Source organism: Dactylosporangium sp. NPDC051087 (assembly GCF_055586325.1).
The window spans coordinates 24,119-41,011 of the sequence record NZ_JBVJIJ010000057.1 but is presented as its reverse complement, the minus strand read 5'-3'; the positions used below and the strand labels follow the sequence as shown (position 1 = coordinate 41,011).

General features: G+C 67.8%; 18 protein-coding genes and 1 pseudogene. 3 read left to right on the top strand and 16 right to left on the bottom strand.

Annotation, left to right across the window (positions count from 1 at the left end; all coding sequences use genetic code 11):
- Positions 1-32 precede the first annotated feature (32 nt).
- Entirely contained in the window at positions 33-716 is a 684-nt protein-coding gene (locus tag ACZ6TV_RS53245; RefSeq protein WP_465309062.1) for a M48 family metallopeptidase, read from the top strand.
- Between the two features lie 214 nt (positions 717-930).
- On the opposite strand, the gene ACZ6TV_RS53240 is transcribed toward ACZ6TV_RS53245, so the two are convergent.
- From ACZ6TV_RS53240 to ACZ6TV_RS53205, 8 genes and pseudogenes are all read right to left on the bottom strand, one after another.
- Positions 931-1,239 (bottom strand): IS3 family transposase, encoded by a 309-nt coding sequence (locus ACZ6TV_RS53240; protein WP_465309060.1) that lies wholly within the window; start codon positions 1,237-1,239, stop codon positions 931-933.
- 57 nt (positions 1,240-1,296) lie between these two features.
- Positions 1,297-1,491, bottom strand: coding sequence for a DDE-type integrase/transposase/recombinase (locus tag ACZ6TV_RS53235; protein WP_465309066.1), 195 nt, complete (start codon positions 1,489-1,491; stop codon positions 1,297-1,299).
- A 67-nt stretch (positions 1,492-1,558) separates the two neighbouring features.
- Positions 1,559-1,627: pseudogene (locus ACZ6TV_RS53230) on the bottom strand (hypothetical protein); the annotation flags it as partial.
- Positions 1,628-2,146: 519 nt separating this feature from the next.
- On the bottom strand, positions 2,147-3,379 hold the full coding sequence (locus ACZ6TV_RS53225; protein WP_465309058.1) for a PP2C family protein-serine/threonine phosphatase: 1,233 nt from the start codon (positions 3,377-3,379) through the stop codon (positions 2,147-2,149).
- 843 nt (positions 3,380-4,222) lie between these two features.
- Positions 4,223-4,450 (bottom strand): hypothetical protein, encoded by a 228-nt coding sequence (locus ACZ6TV_RS53220; RefSeq protein WP_465309056.1) that lies wholly within the window; start codon positions 4,448-4,450, stop codon positions 4,223-4,225.
- 26 nt (positions 4,451-4,476) lie between these two features.
- Positions 4,477-5,148 carry a hypothetical protein gene (locus tag ACZ6TV_RS53215; RefSeq protein ID WP_465309054.1) on the bottom strand — a complete coding sequence of 224 codons (672 nt, stop codon included), beginning with the start codon at positions 5,146-5,148 and terminating at the stop codon, positions 4,477-4,479.
- A 60-nt stretch (positions 5,149-5,208) separates the two neighbouring features.
- A complete protein-coding gene (locus ACZ6TV_RS53210; RefSeq protein WP_465309052.1) occupies positions 5,209-6,048 on the bottom strand; it encodes a sigma factor in 840 nt (279 codons plus the stop codon).
- 165 nt (positions 6,049-6,213) lie between these two features.
- Complete coding sequence (locus tag ACZ6TV_RS53205) at positions 6,214-6,495, bottom strand: GlsB/YeaQ/YmgE family stress response membrane protein (RefSeq protein WP_465309050.1); 282 nt, start codon at positions 6,493-6,495, stop codon at positions 6,214-6,216.
- A gap of 415 nt (positions 6,496-6,910) precedes the next feature.
- Here ACZ6TV_RS53205 and ACZ6TV_RS53200 point away from each other — a divergent pair, with 415 nt between their 5' ends.
- Positions 6,911-7,153 carry a sigma factor gene (locus ACZ6TV_RS53200; RefSeq protein WP_465309048.1) on the top strand — a complete coding sequence of 81 codons (243 nt, stop codon included), beginning with the start codon at positions 6,911-6,913 and terminating at the stop codon, positions 7,151-7,153.
- Here the strand turns inward: ACZ6TV_RS53200 and ACZ6TV_RS53195 are convergent.
- A complete protein-coding gene (locus ACZ6TV_RS53195; protein ID WP_465309046.1) occupies positions 7,137-7,469 on the bottom strand; it encodes a hypothetical protein in 333 nt (110 codons plus the stop codon). The two genes, ACZ6TV_RS53200 and ACZ6TV_RS53195, sit on opposite strands and share 17 nt — an antisense overlap.
- 65 nt (positions 7,470-7,534) lie before the next feature.
- Between ACZ6TV_RS53195 and ACZ6TV_RS53190 the strand changes: the two genes are divergently transcribed.
- Positions 7,535-7,654, top strand: a complete 120-nt coding sequence (locus ACZ6TV_RS53190; RefSeq protein ID WP_465309044.1) for a sigma factor-like helix-turn-helix DNA-binding protein — start codon at positions 7,535-7,537, stop codon at positions 7,652-7,654.
- A 192-nt stretch (positions 7,655-7,846) separates the two neighbouring features.
- Here the strand turns inward: ACZ6TV_RS53190 and ACZ6TV_RS53185 are convergent, their stop codons facing one another.
- From ACZ6TV_RS53185 to ACZ6TV_RS53155, 7 genes are all read right to left on the bottom strand, one after another.
- Positions 7,847-8,128 (bottom strand): hypothetical protein, encoded by a 282-nt coding sequence (locus tag ACZ6TV_RS53185; protein WP_465309042.1) that lies wholly within the window; start codon positions 8,126-8,128, stop codon positions 7,847-7,849.
- 609 nt (positions 8,129-8,737) lie between these two features.
- Positions 8,738-9,598 (bottom strand): hypothetical protein, encoded by an 861-nt coding sequence (locus ACZ6TV_RS53180; protein ID WP_465309040.1) that lies wholly within the window; start codon positions 9,596-9,598, stop codon positions 8,738-8,740.
- Between the two features lie 414 nt (positions 9,599-10,012).
- Positions 10,013-10,912: a DNA-processing protein DprA gene (locus tag ACZ6TV_RS53175; protein ID WP_465309038.1), complete on the bottom strand. Its 900-nt coding sequence runs from the start codon at positions 10,910-10,912 to the stop codon at positions 10,013-10,015.
- Positions 10,913-11,426: 514 nt separating this feature from the next.
- Positions 11,427-11,987: a hypothetical protein gene (locus tag ACZ6TV_RS53170; protein ID WP_465309036.1), complete on the bottom strand. Its 561-nt coding sequence runs from the start codon at positions 11,985-11,987 to the stop codon at positions 11,427-11,429.
- A 651-nt stretch (positions 11,988-12,638) separates the two neighbouring features.
- Entirely contained in the window at positions 12,639-13,736 is a 1,098-nt protein-coding gene (locus ACZ6TV_RS53165; RefSeq protein ID WP_465309034.1) for a M23 family metallopeptidase, read from the bottom strand.
- The gene (locus ACZ6TV_RS53160) at positions 13,733-15,157 is read right to left on the bottom strand and encodes a hypothetical protein (protein ID WP_465309032.1); all 1,425 of its coding nucleotides are present in this window, start codon (positions 15,155-15,157) and stop codon (positions 13,733-13,735) included. The genes ACZ6TV_RS53165 and ACZ6TV_RS53160 overlap by 4 nt, the downstream gene beginning before the upstream one ends.
- A 417-nt stretch (positions 15,158-15,574) precedes the next feature.
- A complete protein-coding gene (locus ACZ6TV_RS53155) occupies positions 15,575-16,792 on the bottom strand; it encodes a DUF932 domain-containing protein (protein WP_465309030.1) in 1,218 nt (405 codons plus the stop codon).
- Positions 16,793-16,893: the final 101 nt, after the last annotated feature.

The window sequence follows — 16,893 nt, the reverse complement described above, 5'->3', positions numbered from 1 at the left end:
CCTAGAGAAACGCTCTCCAGGCGGTCCTACCCATGTCCAACCAGGTCAGGACCAGAATTCGGCTCTCCAGGCCAGCGAATTACGTCGAACCCGGGACGGTCGACCGCGACGGATCTCTCCAGCTCCACGCTCCCGCAACGTGCGAGCCAGATGCGCTCGCGATGTGGGCGTACACCAAACGTATGTGGGTCTACCGCAAGCTTGCGGAGAAGGATCTCTTGCTGTCGGCACGCCCAGCCAAGGAGTTTGTGTCTGGGGAAGGTTTCGCCTACCTCGGACGCAGCTACCGGCTTCTGCTCGCCGATACTTCGGCCGTGAAGCTAGAGCGCGGCCGGCTGCTGCTGCCCAGGGGTTACAGTGACACCGACGCCGGTAGCGCGCTGGTCCGCTGGTACCGCGCGAAGGGCGAGGACTGGTTGCCAGCCCGAATGAAGCCATGGGCACAGCGAATGGGTCTGCGCCCGTCTGGCCTTGATGTACGCGACCTCGGGTACCGCTGGGGTTCGCTCGGCAAGAACGACCAGCTCAACATTCACTGGGCAACGCTGCAACTGCCGCCCAGCCTCGTTGATTACGTACTGGTCCACGAGTTGGCTCACATCAAACACGAACGCCATACGCCCGGGTTCTGGATGCTCGTCGAGCGAGCTCTGCCCGACTATGAGGCACGCAAAAACCAGTTGGCGGTGGTGGGCGCCAAGCTCTGGCTCGGCTGAATCTCGAAGGCACATCCTGTAACTCAACGAGGTCGGTGATCTTGAAGATGTCACCCATGAAATGACTTGCAGTTTCGTCGGATCGAGAGCGTGAACATCAAGCCCGCGTTCGACGTAATTCGGCGGTCCTGGAGGTCCTGCGGGGTGGAATGCGCTGGTCAGCGGGCTGTGGAACACGGAGATATGTCAAGCCCCGGGTTTGATGGAGACGGGTTTATCTGGTTTTCAGGGTTGTGGTGGATGGGTGGGTCATCGCGTGTAGGGCTTCGTGTTCGGCGGGTGGGATGTGTCCGAGTTCGCCGTGCAGGCGGCGGTTGTTGTACCAGTCGATGTACTCGACGGTGGCCATTTCCAGGTCGTCGAGGCCACGCCAGGGACCCTTTGTTGCGGACGAGTTCGGCTTTGTAGAGGGAGTTGAACGCCTCGGCCATGGCGTTGTCGTGGGAGTCGCCCTTGGAGCCGACCGAGGCGACGGCGCCGGCTCGGCGAGCCGCTGGCTGTAGCGAATCGCTCGATATTGCACGCCGCGGTCGGAGTGATGGACAAGTTCACGCAGGTCAGCACCCTGATGTTGGCGGCGTCAGATTGCCATCTTCAGCGCGTCCAACGCGAGGTCGGTGTAGAGGCTGGTGGCGACCTGCCAGCCGACGATCATGCGGGAGTACACGTCCAGGACGAACGCTGCGTAGACCCAGCCGATGCTGGTGCGCACGTAGGTCAGGTCCGCGACCCACAGCTGGTTCGGATGCGCTGCGGTGAAGACGCGGTTGACCAGGTCGCGAGGCCGGTCGGTTTCGGCGGCCGGGCGGGGTTGTGCGCGGTGACCTGTCGCGCAGCAGCCCGCGCAGCCCGGCGGCGCGCATCAACCGTTCGACCGTGCACCGGGCCACCCGCACACCACGGCGGTGCAGCTCGTGTCAGATCTTGACCGAGGGGTAAAGGCCGCGTGAACCCACCTACTGAATGGGTGTGGTTGCTCAGCATCACGCGCGAGCCGCTGACGACCCGCGCCTATTTCGACGCAGCAAGCGCTATCGGGCGCTACCGGCAAGGGTCTCGATCGAAGGCGACGAGCAACGCCCACACAGAGACCAAGCGCAGGTACCGGTACCGTTCTTACATCAAGTGCGACATCTGTAAGTCCGTTCCCATGTTCCACGTGCCCCGGCAGGGTTCGAACCTGCGGCGCCCGAAGCTGACTGGCTATGTGAGTGGGGTTACACCTGATCAAGATCAGGCACCGGATTGTACCGCCCGCTGTCGGGGTGTAGCGCTGGCTACAGATCACACGCGGATCACACGACTGTCCGATGTGGACAACAAACAGGCCAAAACCTAGAGCGTTTGCCCAGGTCATGGCCTGTTTCAGATGGTACGCCGCGTAGGACTTGAACCTACAACCCGCAGATTAAGAGCCTGCTGGTGACGGCTCAGAAATCGGGGTCTGGCGAAAGATGGCCGCGGGTCGTGGGGCGGTAGGTGAGCAGTGCTGCGGTGGCGTCGTCCTGCAGCCGGCCATGCTGGTGCTCGAGGATGGCGTGGACGAGCCGGCGCATCGTCTCCGGTGTGGGCAGGTGGTCGGCGAGGGCGCGGGTGACGAAGTCGGCCAGCCGTTCTGTGCCGAAGAATTCGCCGGTGTCGGTGCGGGCTTCGATGACGCCGTCGGTGTACAGCAACAGATGATCGCCGGGTTCTAGGGTGGTTTCGGTGATGTCCGGGATCGGGTCGACGAGCCGGCCCAGACCCAGCGGCATGGCAGTGGGTGCGGGGAGCGGGTGCACCAGGGCGGCGTCGCGGAGCAACAGCTCGCCGGGATGCCCGGCGCTGATCTTGCGGTAGATGCCGGTCGTGGTGTCGAACTCGCCGAGGACGGCGGTGACGAAACCGTCAGGGTGCTGAGCGCTGATCCACTTGTCAATCGAGCGGTAGGTGTCGGTGAGCTCAAGGCCGAGCCGGCGGGCGTTGCGGTACGCGTTCAACGCAAGCGAGGTGGTGGCGCTGGCTGCGATGCCGTGCCCGACAGCGTCGAACATCGCGATGTGCAGCACGGTGCCGTTGATGGCGTAGTCGAAGGCGTCACCGCCGACGTCGTAACACGGCTCGAGGACGGCGCTGACCGCCACATCCGCGGTGGTGAACGTCAACGGCGGCAACTGGGTCCAGATGATCTCGGCAGCGAGTTGCATCGGCAGCCGCCGGCGGGTGCGCTCGACGGCGTCACCGTACCGCCGGCTCGTGACCACAAGCTCGGCGAACAGCGTTGCAGTGGTCCGATACGCGCGAAGTAGGACGGCATCGGGCTCAGCGGGCGTGAGGACGCCGATCACACCGAGCCGCTCGGTCCCGTTGGTCAGCGGTACCCAGACCTGGTAGCCGGCGCCCGAAGCGGTCGACACGATGGTCCCCGTGCTGTATGCGCGACCAGCAAGTGTGCCGTCGATCGGCATTGGTTCCACAGGCAATGTCTCCGGTCCAGGCTGCCGCGACCGTGCCGCAGCAGCGAACCGGGTGAACACGGTCTGCTCGTAGTCGACCAGATACAGCGTCATCTCGACGGCGCCGAGATCGGCACCCACCTGCGTCGCCAGTCCCGGAAGATCTTCGGGCCGGGCATCATGTACCGCATCGACGAGCCGCTGAACGGCTGAGAACAATTCCGTCATCAGGCAGTCACCCCTACCCCGCCGGTCCAACCGGCAACCTTGCTCCCGCTCCAGCATCTCAACTCATCGTGCAGGTCTGCCGCTCTGACGTCGTAGGTGACTTCCCACGCCAGGCCGTCTCACCAGGCTGCTTCCCAACGGCCCCGCATGTAGGCAGGCGGGGCACTTGAGCAGGGCGAGAAGTGTTGAGATCGGTCGGACACCGGATAGGTCGGTCATCAGGCGGCCCACGCTGCTCCTCCTGACGGGTCTGAGGAACGGTCGTGGTCCACTGGTGTGCTGCCGCGGTCAGTTCGGCGATCAGGTGGGGTCTTGCCGTCGCGTAGGCCTCCCGATCGTGTTGCGGTGGCGCGCGGAGAGGTCCATTTTTGAGGGCTGCTACGCCGCTGCGGCGGCGTCGCGGTGGTGGACGCAAGAAGTCCCGGAACACGAGCACACTGTCGAAGGGGGCTGAGCCGGTCGGGACCAGCGGCATCGAGAACTTGACGTCGGGGATGTCGTGCAGGCGGGTGATCGAGGCTGGTGAGGCCGATCGGGACGTTGTATGTGCTGCGCAGAGTGGCGGTCGTGGCTTCGTAGCTTCGTACATTTCGGCGATGGGGACGGCCAAGCTTGGTGCTCGAAGATGACCTCGTGGGCGGTCGGGCCGATGTCCACGGTATGGGCACGGCCGTGGCCTGTTCGTCGAGCCTGATGCGGCATCGGTCAGCGTGCCCAGTTCGTCTGGATGAACGTCTTCAGTGACTCCGGCTTCAGATCGACTTCGATTGAGCCGTCCGCTCCGATCGCTATCCGGTCGAGGTCCTAACCGCCCCGGCTCGCGTCGCCGAATTCTGGCCCGGATCATTTCTCCAATTCGAGATGCTTTAAACGGCACACGAAGAAGTGCTGCACGCCGGCTCCTGCTTCGCCGGCCGGGGTGGACACCAGGAATTGCCGGGCGCCCTTCATGCGATCGGTGACACCGACCGCAGCGACGCGAGTACCGCCGACGTTCAGAACGAACTCGACACCGTCGAGGACGCCAAATGTGGAGACCTCGACGGCTGAGCGCGGCGGCCGTTCAGCCATGCTCTTGTTGCGGAGCTGGCGCGGGATCAGCAGGCCTGTCGGCCTCCGGTGTAGTGCACTCCTGCCCGTCCGATCGCTGTCTCGTCGGTCAGGGTGGTGTTCGCTCCGCGGGCGATGTAGCACGAGTAGCGGTGTTGGTTGATCACTTCGAGGTGGATGTGCGCGCCGGTGTCGCCGTTGACCTGGTAGCAGCTTGAGTAGCGGAACCGGCCGGTCTCGCCGAGCGGGGTCCACGGGCCGACGGTCGCGCCGACCGTGATGCCCGCTGGCTTGTTGTTGACGTGCATGACATCGGCGCGCGCGATGACCGCTCCGAGGGTGTCGTCGCGTGCCTCCAGGCCGATTCGGTATCCGCCGTCGGCCAGATTGCCGGTCGCGCATCCGGGCCTGACGGTCACCACCCGTACGGAGATCGGGTGGCCGGCGGCGCTGCGGGTGCCGAACGGCGAAACCACGGTCGCACCAGGATTGCGGTAGATGTCGACTGACCAGTCGTTGGTGTAGCCCCAGTTTGAGAAGACCACGTGATGGCTGGCTGGGCCGGACGCGCCGAAGCGGTCCCAGGTCGACGTCCCTTGGATCGGTGGGTAGAGGCTCATCGGGTCGGCGACGGAGTGAGCCTGCGCGGCTGTTGTCGGCGCGACCGTCGCGACGCTGGCCACCAGTCCAGCGACAAGCCACCTGTAGATCCTGTTCATTGCCCTCGACCCTTCTCCGCGGCGGTTGTCCGCTGCTTACCGCATCCAGGTGAGTGAACGTCAGATGCCTCGTACGGCCAACGTGTACGACATCACATATAGTGATAGATCTAAATATTTACTATGTCGGTAAACTGGCGGCGAACATGGCACTTCCATCCGCACTCCATGAAGTCGCCGTCTTTGCTGGCAATGGTTGTTTTCAGGCCCTATACCGCTAGTGATGGTGCCATCGTGACCATCGACCGATATGGGCACTGGTCGTACTGCCGCGATCAGGTGCGCCAGGAGACGTCGGACCTCGCCGAGGGTAAGGCGGCCGTAGCCGCCCCACTTGGCTGGCGCCGGCCGCCCGCCGTACGCCACGCAGCGGAGAGTGGCCAGTACGGCACCCGTGCTCCCGTCACCCCACACGCCAAATGCCGAACCTGCACGGAGCCGGTCGGCATACGGGACATTCCAGTGCGCCGATCCGATCGCAGGTACCCCCGAAACCGAGCCGGACTCAGGCGTTGAGAGAGGCCCGCCGTGCTGTCTCGAAGGATCGGCGGGGGATGAACAGCCAGCTGCAGCGCGAGGGTGATCCCGCTGCGCGCCGACTGTTCGCCGAACATGAGGAGCTCGGCACTGCAGGTCAGCGTGCGGACGCGAGCGGTGGGTAGTCCGGTAGGTGTAGCCGAGGACGAGGTTGCTGATCGAGTCGCGGGCGTCATCGCCAAGCGACATATCGAAACCGTCGACGGATTTGATAAGGCCCAGCCTCGCCACCTGCACGAGGTCGTCCAACGGCTCGCCGCGGTTACGGCAACGCCGGGCCAGCCGCCGGGCCAGCGGCACGTACAACTCGATCACCCGGTCCCGGATCCGGTCCCGGTCGCTGTGCGGGAGGTCGACCAGCATCTCGAGCTGCGCGTGCAGCCTGGGTTCGACCACGGGGTAGGACTCGGATGACGGCGATGGCACCCGAGAAGAGCACTTGCGGTAGCGGGAAAAGGCAACGGTCCCCGGCCGAGAGGCCGAGGACCGTATTGCCGATATCGGCGATACCGCCGGACTCCGGAGCGCCTACAGGGCGCCGCGGCGGCCACGGCCCATGACGGCGACCGTGACGGCGACGCCGATGGCGGCGACGATGACCTGGACGAGGAGCTCGCCCCAGTCGACGCCGGGGGTGTCGGTGGAGATGCCGATCGCGTTGGCGATGAACGTGCCGATGATCGCGGCGAGGACGCCGATGACCATGGTCAGCCAGATCGGGATGTTCTGGCGGCCGGGGACGACCAGCCGGCCGAGCGCGCCGATGATCAGACCGACGATCAGGGCGGTGATGATGCCGGTGACAGTCACATGTCCTCCTGAGATGTGCGGCGACGGGTCGCCGCCGACCCGAGGTCTGCCCGGACCGGGCGAGCGGTAAACACCGTCGTACCGGCACCGCCGCACGCGGCTCCGGCGGAGTCGCCGACCGTGGCACCGCATCGAGCCGGATCAGCAGGGTCAGCCATCTTCGATGCGCGTATGTGATTGCGGCGGCTTGGGTACAGCTCACCCGGTCGGCCGACGTTGCCGGTTGCGCAGCTTCGGCCGGTGTTGCGTGCTTGTGGATGAGGGAAAGTGCGTTCGAGGGCGGTGGGTGAGGCGGTGAGACCGTGAATATCCGTCGTCACTGCTCGAGCAACTCCGGTGCAGGTGCAGCCGCCTGCAGGCTCGGCGGACACCGATCGGCGCACCCAGATGCGGCCGACGTCGCGGGAGCGGACCGATGCGGTCGCGCTGTCGTTGCTGTCGCTGCTGGCGACCTGCCGGCCGGCAGGCCCGCCAGCAGGTCCGGGTCCGGCTGATCGAGCTGTATATGCCGCTGGACCGGTATCTGGCGCAACGGTTCCGTCGCCGTGGCGAACCGCCTGACGATCTTGTCCAGGCTGCCTGTGCTGGTCTCGTGCAGTCGGTGGACGGGTTCGACCCGTCCCGCGGGCGGCGTTCACGTCCTACGCCATCCCGATGATCTCAGGCCCGCCGAAGCGACAGTTCCAGGACAAGTGCTGGGACGTGCACGTCCCCCCCGCAGGGTTCAGGAGGTGCGGCTGCGGATCAACCGGGTCACCGACGAGCTCACCCACGCCCTCGGCCGGGACTCGACCGTCGCCGCCCTTGCCGCTTGTCCTCCACACCTCCGAGGGGAGATCATCGAGGCCCTCGAGACAGGCTCCGCCTATCGGGCGCTGTCGCTGGACGCGCCCATCCGCAGTCACGATGATGTCGTCGCCGAGTTCGGGGACCTGCTCGGCCAAGACGACCACGACATGGAAGTAGTCGAGCACCGGGAGGCCTGTGCGGCCGCTGCTGGCTCAGCTCCCCCTCGGGAACAGAAGATCATCCACTTGCGGTGTTTGAGGGCTGCACCCCATCACAGGTCGCCGCCCAGCTTGGCGTCTCCCAGACGCGCGTCTCCCGGCTCTTGGCCGCGGCCCTCGCGAGGCTTACTACGCAACTGCTCGCCGACTGAAACCGGACCGCATCCAGAACATCGAGGACGCGATTGCCGAGGAGCGTAGCCATCCGCTGAGGACGTACTGTCCTGAGGTGGGGTATTCGCCGTGGCGACACTCGTGATCGGCCGGGTCGCCGCGGTCGTGCGTTGCCGGAAGACGCCGAGAAAGTGACACTGGCATGACGATCGACGCGGCCGCCCAGCCATCTAACTGCCGTTGTGGTAGGAGACGGTCTGTTCGTGAGACTCGGCTGCCTGCTTGGCTTCGTCTAGTGTCAGGTACGCACCCAGGTGCGTCTCGGAACCTTCAATGGACCCTTCTTCGGGGGCCTCCAGGAGAACGACCCACAAGCGGGCCTCCCAGCCGCGACCGATGCTGTAGACGGCAGGTACGCCGTCGACCGTGCGGCGGCTTTGGGCTGACAGATGGAGGTCATCAGGGTGAGGACTGGCGTCGTCGGACGTTGCAGTCCAGGTGAGTAGGCTCATGCGGGCTTCCGTTCGTTTCGTTGGGTACGCCGAGGTGCCCGCCAGCTGTTCTGGCGGGGATACCTGGCACTGGCAAGGTTGGTGTGGTGGCCATCTGGGCGAACCCCGGCCTCCCGGTCGGATGCACGTGGTTTGGTAGCTGCGTCGCGCAGTTGCCGCTGGGGTGACCATCGGCGATTCAGCCCATGGGAACGCTGTGCCGTTGCCGTGCTTGCGCGCTCATCGCGACCCTGTCCGAAGCGACCCGGGGTACGAGTGGATTCGGCGCAGCTGCACCGTTCCGCAACTGATGGTCCGGTGCCTCCTGGTGCCTCCTGGTGCCTCCCAGTCCCGGCACGTTCCACCAGCTGCAGATCACACACGGAACCCACAAGCGTTCACTGTGGACAGCAAGCAGGTCACGAAGCCGGGCCTAATCCCAGTTCGTGCCTGCTTCGTGCTGTACGCCGCATAGGGCTTGAATCCACGACCAGCCGATCAATGCTCTGCTGGCCCTCGACTGCCCACGGCCCGGTGCTTCCGGGAGACTGGGGCACCGGGCCGTGGGCATGTGGGCACACCGCTACGGACCGCCGACGGCGGGACCCGCCCGGAGCATGCGGGTGCCGTTCAGCCGGTGACGCGGAATCGGGCTGGCCGCTGCCATGTCCGGATGACCGCACCAGCGTCCACCAGGTGCAGCAGCAGCTGGTGCACCGTGCGGCGCGGACGGCCCAGCACCCTCGCCAGGTCATGCGATGTGAAGTCGAGGCCTGGATTGGCGCGCATGTGATGCAGCACCAGATCAGTGAGCTGCTGATCCATCTGGCGCGTTCGGCGGTCACCGGCGGACGAGGGCTGTTCGACGGCCCATCCGCGGCTGTCGGGCGGCCGCACCAGCATCTGCCGTCCGGCGGCGTCTCGGACCAGCACCGCGTTATCTGCGGTCAACGCCTGGAGATCCTGGCGGGTCAGTGTGACACTGCGTGTGACACCGGACCGGCGACCTGCTGTGGCCGCGGACGGTACGTCTTCGATGATCGTGTCGCAGTGCCGTCGGTCGACCTCGTACCAGATTTTGCCGAGCCCGATGCGGTAGCGGCCATGGTCGGGAGCGACCGCGATGATGGCGTCGGCGTCGCGGGCCACCCGCCGATAGTCGAGCACCAGGTATCCCTCAAACAGGAAGAGGTGCGGCAGCACTGCGTCGGTGTCGGCGACCGCGTCCTCGCACGCATCACCGTTGTGCATGGCGGCCGCGACGGTCTCGGCCCACAGCCGCTGATGCTGCCGGCAGATCGCTCCGGCGACACCAGCGGTGATCCAGATGATGCCCGGTTCGGTGTCGGCGGTCCCGACGACACCCGTGGTGTACCGGCGGCCATTGTCGTGCGCGGCGCGCACGTCATGGACCAGGTCATCCTTGCGTGCAAGGTCGTGGCTGAAAACTGCCGTCTGCTGTGTGCGGCAGTGGGCCTGTGCGCGGCTCATGCCGCACCGGCCAGGTGTTTGATGCTGCGGAGCTGCACCGGGTCCGGTCTGGGCCCGGCTGTGACAGCGTGCATGTCGGTTCCTTCCGACGGAGTGAGGGTGGCGCGGTAGCCCCGCGCCGAGGTCGGGGTGTCCGGCGGTATGACGCGCCGGCGCGTCACACCGCGCGGCGGACTTCGACGCGGCTGACGTCGAAGTCCGCCGGGACCGAGGTGCCGTGCTTTGTCGAGGTGCCGTGCTATCCGGTGTGATGGCGTGACCTGCGTGGCGATGCCCCGGCGGGTCCCGTCCACGCCCCTGGACCGGACAGTTCACGCTCACCAAGGCCCACCGGACTGCCATCCAGGCCGCGTCAGCCAGATTCGGCCGAGGCCAGGAAGGCCGGCCGCGTCTCGGCCTGGCTCGAGCGGCGGATCAGGCGCCGGTGCGCGGCGATGTGAGTTCGGCGATGACATGCCCGGTGTTGGCGACCGGACGCACCCGCAGGTCGGCGCGCAGCAGCTCGTGACATCCGGCCGACATGACGGAGGTGACCGGCCCGGGTACCGCCATGCCGATGCGTCCCATGTCGACGGCCTGCCGCACGACGGCCAGCGACTGGCTACGCATTGACGCTTCGACGACCACCGTGCCGGCGGTGAGGCCGGCCAACAGCGACCGGTTCGCCAGCCTCCGCTCCAGCGTCGGCCGCGCTCCCGGCGGCCAGGCACTGAGCAGCAGACCGTCCTCGGCGAGCCGCTCGAACAGCGGTCGGTGCTGCAGCGGGTAGCGCTGGTCGAGCCCGCAGGCGAGGACCGCGACCGCGTCGCCGTCGGTGGCGAGGGCAGCGCGTAGCCCGACACCGTCGATGCCGAGCCCGCCAGAGGACACCACCGTCCAACCGCGGCACGCCAGCCCGGCGGCGAGGTCGGCCGTCACGACGTTGCCGTAATCGCTGCTGGCCCGGGCCCCGACGACCGTCACCGACACGGCCTGGACCGGGACCAGTGCAGACCCTTGCGCCCACAGACACACCGGCTCGCCCCCGGCGACGTCCCGCAGCCCCGCCGGCCAATCGGGATCGGCGGGAATCACGACCCGGCCACCGCCGCGCTCCACGGCTTCCACCGCGGCCGCCGCGTCGCTCCAGCACTGCGCCGCGGGCACCTGCTGGGTCTCGTCCCGGCGCACGAACGGCACATTCCGTCGGGACAGCAGCTCGACGGTCTCAATCGGGCCGTGCAGGGCCAGCAGCTGCCGCAACCTGGCGTCACGCGGCTCGCACAGCCAGCCGAGCATCGCGCGTGCGAGGCGTTCCTCGCCAACGGTGTCCATTACACACTCACCCGCCCCGCAATGTCGCCGCCGCCGACGGTGCTGGTGGTACCCGATGCCCGTGCTGCGACGTGCGCGGCACCGCGGACCTCATCCCGACCCCGACCCCGACCCCGACTCCGACCGCGGTGCCGGTGCTCAGCAGTCGCCGCGGCAGGCGCCTGTTCGCAGTGGCGGTTGGCCGGACACTGCTGGACTCCAGCAGTTCGCCCGGTTGCGGATGTCAGAACCTTCATCGCATGTTTGGCCATCAGAATGGCCTCCTGTCTCCGCCTCGTGGCGGCGGACAGGTTGGGACCCCGTACGGCCCCAACCTGCCCGTAGGCACGAGGTGAAGCCGAACCCCTCACCGCCGGGCGAGGAAGAGAAAGCGCAATGCGGGTCAGGGGATGTGGGCTTGCAACGCGATTAGGCGCATTGACCACACCGACACCGACGCCGGCGACCACAACATCAGCCGGATGCCACACAGTGGCCAGCAGACCGCGCTACGACGCAGGACCCTGCCTCTTCACTACGCGCCGGGAGGAGCCGCGTACCGGCAGGCGACAGCGATGCCGTGATGCGTACCGCTGCACGACACCGCGACAAACGCGCGGGAAGGGTCAGCCAGCTTCCGCCGGAGCATCGTCTCGAGTTCGTCGATCCCAGCACGGTGGATCCACTCATAGTGCGACTGCTGCACGGCAAGTTCGGCGGTCACCTGCAGACCAGGGAATGCCTGCAGCCACAGTCGGAAGTAGAGGCCGGCGGCCGCGCCGTGCAACGGCACACACGCACTGATGTGTGCGCACATCAGGCACATCTCCGCCGCGGTCGCCTGGCGGGTGTCGGCGCCGGCGGCGACGCGGTCCAACAGTTCCCGCGCATGAGACCGGTACACGAATTCGGTGTCCATACCCGATCCGACGGCTCGTGGCCGCAGCAGGCTGAACGCGTGGAACAGCACATCGGTCTGGCCAGGATGCCGCCTGGCGGCCTGGACGATCTCGTCCTCGGCCCAGTCGATCGTCGCGAATGCAGGCTCGAACGCGCTGACGGTGGCTGACTCGATCGCTGCCGGGTCAACCGTCACCGCGGTTCACCGTCGCGGTCATGCATTGGCGGCTTGAACATTGTGGTGCAGCAACTCATCGAATCGATCTCCGTCCAGAAGGGACGGGCGCCGTCACACGCTCGGTCCAGCACGGACCGGCGGCGTGACGACGCCCGTGCGTAATGGTGTTCGGTTCTGCCGCAACACGTGCAGGTGCACGCGGCGGCTCCCGGCGCAGTGCCAACGCCAGGCGTCGCGTACGTCGTCGACGGCGAGCAGCTCGGCGGTCTCGGCGTCCCGGACCCGGTCACCGTGGCGGCCCTATGGACCCTGCCCGAACTCGCCGGTGCCGCCGCCGGTCACCTCGTGCTGGTCGGTGATGGCACCGGCCGGGATTGGCGCGTCAGACCCGACCACGGTGCACACCGTCAACGGTGTGACCACCGGTCGTTGCTGGCAGGCGTCGGCGCTTCCACCGCTGCCGAGCGTGCACATGCTGGCACCGAGGATCGCGGCAGGTTCAGCAGGTCGCCCAGCAATGCACCGCATCGGTCCCGCCGCCGATCGAGACCGGTGTGGCAGCGCACGCTAGTACGGTCGCCGTGCAGGTCAGCCGATCCGAGGTGCTCGTCCTGAGTTGCACATCGATGGCCGCCTCATCCTTCGATGCGGCGGTCGGCGATGTTGCCGTCAGCCCACCCGGGTGAGGTCGACGCCTCGAACGGCGAAGAATCCGACGGGGTTCACGGCATTCGACGAGACCGCGGGCCGGCCAGTGTGCGCCTGCAGATGCAGGTGCGGGCCGGAGGAGTGCCCGCTGCTGCCGACGAATCCGATGACCTGACCGGCGACGACCAGCTGACCGGCCTGGATCAAGGGCTGGTGCAGCAGATGGCAGTAGCGGGTGACCGGCCCGTCGGCGTGAGCGACGTCGACGTACCAGCCGCAGCCCCGGACGGTGTCCGGATCACCGTCGATGTCGCACGAGTACGGGCTGCCGTCGACCCGGTGGGCGTCGCACCGGGCGGTGATCACCACGCCGGTCGCCGCGACATGCACCGGGGTTCCGCGGTCCGCGGCGATGTCGACACCGTCATGGGACGGCCGGCCAGTGGAGCGGAACCCGGACACGATCGGCCCAGGCACCGGCCGCAGCACCCGCCCCGCCGCGGCACATCCCGTGCCGACGCCTATCGACGCCGACGGACCGCCACCGTCGGGGCTGCGCGGCGGTTCGAGCAACGCCCGGACGGCGGCGGTGACGAGTACCGTCGCCGCCGCCTCCCACTTGGCGTATGCGTCCGGGTATGCGCTGCGCTGGACCCGCTGTGCCGCCACCGTCAGCGGCAGCTGCTGCCAGCCGGTGACTCGCAGCAGCGCATCGTAGAACCGGCCGGTGGCGTAGACCGGGTCGAGGAGCTGCGCCGGGCTGCCCCAGCCCTGGCTCGGGCGCTGCTGGAACAGGCCGAGCGAATCGTGGTCGTTGCGGGCACCGCGATCTTGGAGGTTCCGCAGCCCGGATTCCTGCATCGCGGTGGCGACCGCGATCACCTGCCCGCGCCCCGAGACACCCCGCCGCAGCCCGACGCTGACGATCACGTCGACGTGCTGCAGCTGCTCGCTGCTGTACCGACCCGGGACAACCCCCGGGACAACACCCGGATCGGCGCCGCATCCGACGGCGCCACCGCCGACCACACCGCCGACCACGACGGCCAGGCCGCCGACACACAGCAGCACGCATCCGACCACGACCGCGGCGACCACCGTCAGGACGCGGCTCGTCACGCGTCGCCCGTCACGTCATCGTCCGTCACGTCATCGTCCGTCACGGCGTCACCCAACGGATCTGCCGCGCCGCCGTACCGTGCTGCGTCGAAGGCCCCGGCCGCCTCGAACAGTGCCGCGGCCTGCCGGGCGGTCACCTCGTCCGGGTACGTGGCGCCGAGCACCGTGCCCCCGTCGGCAACGAGTTGCCCTTCGGCGGAGCTGACGAGCTCGAGCCTCCACCATCCGGTATAGGCACGCTCCACCAGCCAGCAGGTGACGTCGCCGCGGTCACCGCCGGCGCTGCCGTACCGGTTGCTGACCGCAACCTGCCGCACGTCCGGCAGCCCGTGACGGTCGATGGTCGCGACGGAGCGCCACCGCAGCCCGGACCGGCCCAACGGATTCCGGTCGATCAGCCGTTGCAGGACCCGGCCGGCATCCCGTCTGGTGCGCAGGTAGCTGTCCTGGTCCACCACCACGCTGCCGGGGAGCCCGGCCCGGTCTGTCCACGGCTGGTGATCGGCGCTCAGCTGCACGTCCAGCGCGTCCTGCAGCACCAACGCGTGCTCGACGGTGAACGGTGGGACCGCCTGTTGCGCCGTCCGGTGCCGGGCCACCGCCGCAGTGACATGCTGCGCGGCGCACCCCAGCACCGTCACCAGCGCATCCACGTGCCCGTCGAGGTTGTCGCCGAACGTACCGAGTTGCCCTGCCGTGTCGTACACGCGGGCGATTTCAGCGACGGTGATCGGTGCGGTCGCGAGCCGCAGCCCGGCTACCGTGACGACTAGGACGAGGCTGCCGTCCGGGTCGCCGCCGCTGCCCAGGCCCGCCAGCACCTCGAGCTGGACCTGCGGCAGGCACCGCCACACGTGCGGCGCTGCCCCGCCCGCCAGGACCATCAACAGCCGTCTCGCCCACGCCGACGAGCGCCGCGCCACACCGAACGGGTTCTGCACCGGCGCGGAATCCGGCCAGAACCAGTCGAGGTCCATCGACCTCATCTGCGTGCGTATCCACGTCCGGGCGGTGGCGGTGTCGAAGACGACCACGGGTCCGGCCGGCCCGGTCCAGTCGGCCGGGTACACGACCTCCGCGTCCTCGCTGACCGCGACCCCATCGACGATCCGGACCCGCCACAGGTCCTCGGGACCGAAGGGCCCGGCGCAGGAGATGACGCCCTGGTACCGGTGGCCCGGGCCGATCATGACCAGCAGCCGGTTGATGTGCGCCACCAGATCGTGTGCCTCCGTGGTCCTGCTGTCGTTGTCGGGGGACGCCACGATCGTGGTGTACCAGTCGGGGTCCCGGTCCTTATCCAGCCTCGCTGCCAGTTCGCCGTCCGCGACGGCCGGATCGAATCCGCGGTCGGTCAGGCGATACGTCGGCACCGGCGGAATGATCCGGATCTTGCCGTAGACGTACGTTTCGTCGGACATGGTTCGTGGTTCCTTTCGGGTTGCATGCCGGAAACCGGGTCGTGCGTGCTCGGCACGACCCGGTTGTGCGATCGGTCGGCCCTGCGGCAGTGCCTGTCTGCGGCCTGTCTGCGGCCTGTCTCCGGTCCGTGACCGGTGCGGGTACGCCGCCGAGGTGACCGCGAGCGTTCAGGCGGCGCACCGACGCCGGTTTGTCAGCCGCGGTGGTTGATCAGCGGGGGAGCGGATTCCCGGGCACGGCGCTACCGTCGCGCCCGGGATACCGGTAGGGGAATCGGGCGACGGCATCAGCGCGTGCTCAGCGCGTGCTCAGTGGCCGTCTCAGTAGCCGTCTCAGCAGCCGTGGCACCTGGACCGGTGCCGACGGCCACGTACCGGCCCTGCCTGCGTGCCCGCGTGATGCCCGTCCGGTGCAGGTCAGCGACGGACCAGGGTCAGCAACCGGCGGTGAGCGCGGCTCTTGAGTTCGTCGTTGCTGCCTTCCAGTACCGCGGTGGCGCGGGCCGCCAGATTGTTGCCGCGCAACGACCCGGTCGGGCGTACGCCCTGTTTCCAGTCGGCGTATTCGGTGATGGCCCGTTCCGCGGCGTACGCCGTGCGGCCCAACTGGTCCGCGTTCTCGGTGTACAGGTCCACGAGCGTGTCGACCCGCCGTTGGTAGCTGGTCCTGGTCCGGGCGGTCGCGTCGTCCGCGGGCGGCGTCCACAGGTCGTCGATCACCCGCCGGAAGTCGGACAGCGCCACGTCGGTGCGGGCGAGGGTCTCCTCCTCAGCGGAGAATTCGTCGAAGTACTTGACCGACAGGCCGAGGGTGCGTCTGGCCTCCTCGATCCGGTCCAGGGCGTTGCGGGTGTGCCGAACCCCCCAGCGGGAGTGCGCGTCGCGGACCGCGAACCGTTCGGTGTTTCCGCAGACCGGCCGCCACGGCGTGACGACGACCTGGAACAGGCTGGACCCGTCGTGGCTGTTGAGGGCCACGATGAACGGGACGATCTGGTCGGCGACCCCGCCCGGGTCGATGGTGACCGTGTTGGGCAGGCGCATGCAGACGAAGACCTTCCGTCCGCCGCGCAAGGCCCCGGCGGATTCCCAGACCACGTCGTGCCGGTCGACGAGGTCCTGCAGGAACGCGAACGCGTCCCGGTTCTGCAGGACCTCGTATTTGCTGCCGACGACGCCGAGCCCGGCGCCGGTGTCGCAGCGGACGGTGACGAAGTGTTCCGGCAGCACGTGGTTCGGACCGTCGAGACTGTTGCGGTACTCGACCGGGCGGCGCTCGACCGGGAATCCGATGCCGCCAGATTCGAGGACGAGGTCCACGTCGCTGGTGCCGCCGAGCACGACGTTGCCGAGCGAGTGCCAGGCCGGGGTGCTGCTGTATAGCGCGACCTGGCCGAGGCTGGTGTCCAGGCCGTGTTGCGGCAGGATCTGCGTACCCCGTTGCACGAGGGTCTCGCCGTTGTCCCAGCTGCCGGGGTCGTTGACCCGGAATCGGCCGTTGCCGAGGGGGACGAGTTTGCCGTCGGCGACGCGGGCGTCGAAGTCGGCGCGGCTGGCGGCAGCGGCCTGGAGCTGCTGGCCGCGTTCGGCGGCGAACGCCGCGTTGACGTCGACCGGTGGTGCGGTGTTGGACATGGTGGTGTTCCTTCCGGGTTATACGAGAACCCGGGCGCCCTGCTGGCGTCCCGGGTGTGGTGCTGAACCGGTACGCCTAGGGCGTGGCGCGTGAGGGACCG

Excerpts from the sequence above, each read along its gene's own strand:
- ACZ6TV_RS53155 (WP_465309030.1), bottom strand. The coding sequence starts at position 16,792 with ATGTCCAACACCGCACCACCGGTCGACGTCAACGCGGCGTTCGCCGCC.
- ACZ6TV_RS53220 (WP_465309056.1), bottom strand. The coding sequence starts at position 4,450 with ATGGCTGAACGGCCGCCGCGCTCAGCCGTCGAGGTCTCCACATTTGGC.
- ACZ6TV_RS53185 (WP_465309042.1), bottom strand. The coding sequence starts at position 8,128 with ATGAGCCTACTCACCTGGACTGCAACGTCCGACGACGCCAGTCCTCAC.
- ACZ6TV_RS53225 (WP_465309058.1), bottom strand. The coding sequence starts at position 3,379 with ATGACGGAATTGTTCTCAGCCGTTCAGCGGCTCGTCGATGCGGTACAT.
- ACZ6TV_RS53215 (WP_465309054.1), bottom strand. The coding sequence starts at position 5,148 with ATGAACAGGATCTACAGGTGGCTTGTCGCTGGACTGGTGGCCAGCGTC.
- ACZ6TV_RS53200 (WP_465309048.1), top strand. The coding sequence starts at position 6,911 with ATGCGGTCGCGCTGTCGTTGCTGTCGCTGCTGGCGACCTGCCGGCCGG.
- ACZ6TV_RS53210 (WP_465309052.1), bottom strand. The coding sequence starts at position 6,048 with ATGCTGGTCGACCTCCCGCACAGCGACCGGGACCGGATCCGGGACCGG.
- ACZ6TV_RS53160 (WP_465309032.1), bottom strand. The coding sequence starts at position 15,157 with ATGTCCGACGAAACGTACGTCTACGGCAAGATCCGGATCATTCCGCCG.
- ACZ6TV_RS53175 (WP_465309038.1), bottom strand. The coding sequence starts at position 10,912 with ATGGACACCGTTGGCGAGGAACGCCTCGCACGCGCGATGCTCGGCTGG.
- ACZ6TV_RS53245 (WP_465309062.1), top strand. The coding sequence starts at position 33 with ATGTCCAACCAGGTCAGGACCAGAATTCGGCTCTCCAGGCCAGCGAAT.
- ACZ6TV_RS53180 (WP_465309040.1), bottom strand. The coding sequence starts at position 9,598 with ATGAGCCGCGCACAGGCCCACTGCCGCACACAGCAGACGGCAGTTTTC.